At 51.5% G+C, this 3,656-nt stretch carries 1 pseudogene; it reads right to left on the bottom strand.

Going from position 1 to position 3,656, the window contains the following annotated elements:
• Positions 1-3,656, bottom strand: a pseudogene (locus tag CRP01_RS42675) (hypothetical protein); the annotation flags it as partial.

The following is a 3,656-nucleotide window of genomic DNA, read 5'->3' on the forward strand; positions in this document are numbered from 1 at the left end:
AATCCATTCCAGTCGAGGGTATCACCCAGACAGATTGCTTCGAAGCTGGTATCGCGGAATATTTCATTGACCATGAGGTCGAGCACGACGATGCTATCGCAGCCAGCGGTTGACGCCAGGGTATCCACATAGATGCCGGTCGAGTCTAGCATGAATCCGTTCCAGGCCAGGGTATCACCGAAGCAGATAGCTTCGAAACTGGTATCGCGGAAGATCTCATTGACCATGAGGTCGAGCACGACGATGCTATCGCAACCGGCGTTTGAGGCTAGCGTATCTACATACACTCCGGTGGAGTCTAGCATGAATCCGTTCCAGGCCAGGGTATCGCCGAAGCAGATAGCTTCGAAACTGGTATCACGGAAGATCTCGTTGACCATGAGGTCAAGTATGACGATGCTATCGCAACCGGCGTTTGATGCCAGGGTATCGACATAAATACCTGTGGAATCGAGCATGAATCCGTTCCAGGCGAGGGTATCGCCGAAGCAGATAGCTTCGAAGCTGGTATCACGGAAGACCTCGTTGACCATGAGATCGAGTATAACGATGCTGTCGCACCCGACGTTTGATGCCAGCGTATCGACATAGACCCCGGTAGAATCTAGCATGAATCCGTTCCAGGCGAGGGTATCGCCGAAGCAGATAGCTTCGAAGCTGGTATCGCGGAAGACCTCGTTGACCATGAGGTCGAGTACGACGATGCTATCACAGCCGGCGTTTGAGGTTAGCGTATCGACATAGACTCCGGTGGAGTCGAGCATGAATCCGTTCCAGGCCAGGGTATCACCGAAGCAGATAGCTTCAAAGCTGGTATCGCGGAAGACCTCATTGACTGTTAGGTCTAATATAATTACACTATCGCAGCCATTCATCGCAGTGACCGTGTCGATATACATACCTGTGGTGTCAAAGAATGCACCATTCCATTGTAGACTATCTCCAAAGCAGATAGCGGCTATGGTCGTATCCTGGAAGACATCTTTGACAAACAGATCCAGCACAATCACACTGTCACAACCATTGGTCGAAGTGAGGGTATCGATGTAAACACCGGTCGTATCGAAGAAGGCTCCGTTCCACATAATACTGTCCCCGAAGCAAACTTCAGCGATAGTAGTATCCTGGAAGAGATCTTTCACGAGCAGATCGAGCACGATGATGCTGTCACAACCGTTAGTGGCCGTCAGAGTATCCAGATAAACACCGGTGGTATCGAAGAAGGCATTGTTCCACTGAAGGCTATCGCCGAAGCAGATCTCGGCTACGGTGGTATCCTGGAAGATCTCCTTGACAAACAGATCGAGTACGATGACACTATCACAACCGTTGGCGGCGGTGAGGGTATCGATGTAAATACCGGTAGTATCGAAGAAGGCCCCGTTCCATTGGATACTGTCTCCGAAGCAAACTTCGGCGATGGTGGTATCCTGGAAGAGATCTTTAACCAGCAGGTCGAGGACGATGATACTGTCACAACCGTTAGCGGCCGTCAGGGTATCCAGATAAACGCCGGTGGTATCGAAGAAGGCATTGTTCCACTGGAGGCTGTCGCCGAAGCAGATTTCCGCCACAGTGGTATCCTGGAAGATCTCTTTCACGAACAGATCAAGTAGGATGACGCTATCACAGCCATTGACGGCGGTGAGGGTATCGATGTAAACACCGGTGGTGTCAAAGAAAGCCCCGTTCCATTGGATACTATCCCCGAAGCAAACTTCGGCGATGGTCGTATCCTGGAAAAGGTCTTTAACGAGCAGGTCGAGCACGATGATGCTGTCACAGCCGTTAGCGGCCGTCAGGGTATCCAGATAAACGCCGGTAGTATCGAAGAAGCCATTGTTCCACTGGAGGCTGTCGCCGAAGCAGATCTCAGCCACGGTGGTATCCTGGAAAATGTCCTTCACAAACAGATCGAGGACAATGACGCTATCACAGCCATTGGCGGCCATCAGCGTATCGATGTAAATGCCGGTAGTGTCAAAGAAGGCCCCGTTCCATTGGATACTATCTCCGAAGCAAACTTCCGCGATGGTGGTATCCTGGAAGAGGTCTTTAACGAGCAGGTCGAGCACGATGATACTGTCACAACCGTTAGCGGCCGTCAGGGTATCCAGGTAAACGCCGGTGGTATCGAAGAAGGCATTGTTCCACTGGAGGCTATCGCCGAAGCAGATCTCGGCCACAGTGGTATCCTGGAAGATCTCTTTGACCAACAGATCGAGTACAATGACGCTATCACAGCCATTGGCGGCAGTGAGGGTATCGATGTAAATGCCGGTCGTATCGAAGAAGGCCCCGTTCCACTGGATGCTGTCTCCGAAGCAAACTTCAGCGAGGGTGGTATCCTGGAATAGGTCTTTAACGAGCAGGTCCAGTACGATAATGCTATCGCAACCGTTAGCGGCCGTGAGTGTATCCAGGTAAACGCCGGTGGTATCGAAGAAGGCATTGTTCCACTGGAGGCTATCACCAAAGCAGATCTCAGCCACGGTGGTATCCTGGAAGATGTCTTTCACAAACAGATCGAGGACAATCACACTGTCACAACCATTGGTTGAAGTGAGGGTGTCGATGTAAATGCCAGTCGTATCAAAGAAGGCCCCGTTCCATTGGATACTATCTCCGAAGCAAACTTCGGCGATGGTGGTATCCTGGAAGAGATCTTTAACGAGCAGATCCAGCACGATGATGCTGTCACAACCGTTAGCGGCCGTCAAGGTATCCAGGTAAACGCCGGTGGTATCGAAGAAGGCATTGTTCCACTGGAGGCTATCGCCGAAGCAGATCTCGGCCACGGTGGTATCCTGGAAGATCTCCTTGACAAACAGATCGAGTACGATGACACTATCACAGCCATTGGCGGCGGTGAGGGTATCGATGTAAACACCGGTGGCGTCGAAGAAGGCCCCGTTCCACATGATACTGTCTCCGAAGCAAACTTCCGCGATGGTGGTATCCTGGAAGAGGTCTTTTACGAGCAGATCCAGCACGATAATGCTGTCACAACCGTTGGCGGCCGTCAGGGTATCCAGATAAACGCCGGTGGTATCGAAGAAGGCATTGTTCCACTGGAGGCTATCGCCAAAGCAGATCTCCGCCACAGTAGTATCCTGGAAGATGTCTTTGACGAACAGATCGAGTACGATGACGCTATCACAGCCATTGGCGGCGGTGAGGGTGTCGATGTAAACACCGGTGGTGTCGAAGAAGGTCCCGTTCCACATAATGCTATCTCCGAAGCAGACCTCGGCTATAGTCGTATCCTGGAAGAGGTCTTTCACGAGCAGGTCAAGGACAATGATGCTGTCACAACCGTTAGCGGCCGTTAGGGTGTCCAGATAAACGCCGGTGGTATCGAAGAAAGCATTATTCCATTGCAGGCTATCGCCGAAGCAGATTTCCGCCACGGTGGTATCCTGGAAGATCTCTTTGACAAACAGATCCAGTACAATGACACTATCACAGCCATTGGCTGCCGTCAGGGTATCAATGTAAATACCGGTGGTGTCAAAGAAGGCCCCGTTCCACATGATGCTGTCTCCGAAGCAAACTTCAGCGATGGTGGTATCCTGGAAGAGGTCTTTAACGAGTAGATCGAGCACGATGATGCTGTCACAGCCGTTAACGGCCGTCAAGGTATCCAGATAAACGCC

Source organism: Flavilitoribacter nigricans DSM 23189 = NBRC 102662, assembly GCF_002646595.1.
Lineage (GTDB): Bacteria > Bacteroidota > Bacteroidia > Chitinophagales > Saprospiraceae > Flavilitoribacter > Flavilitoribacter nigricans.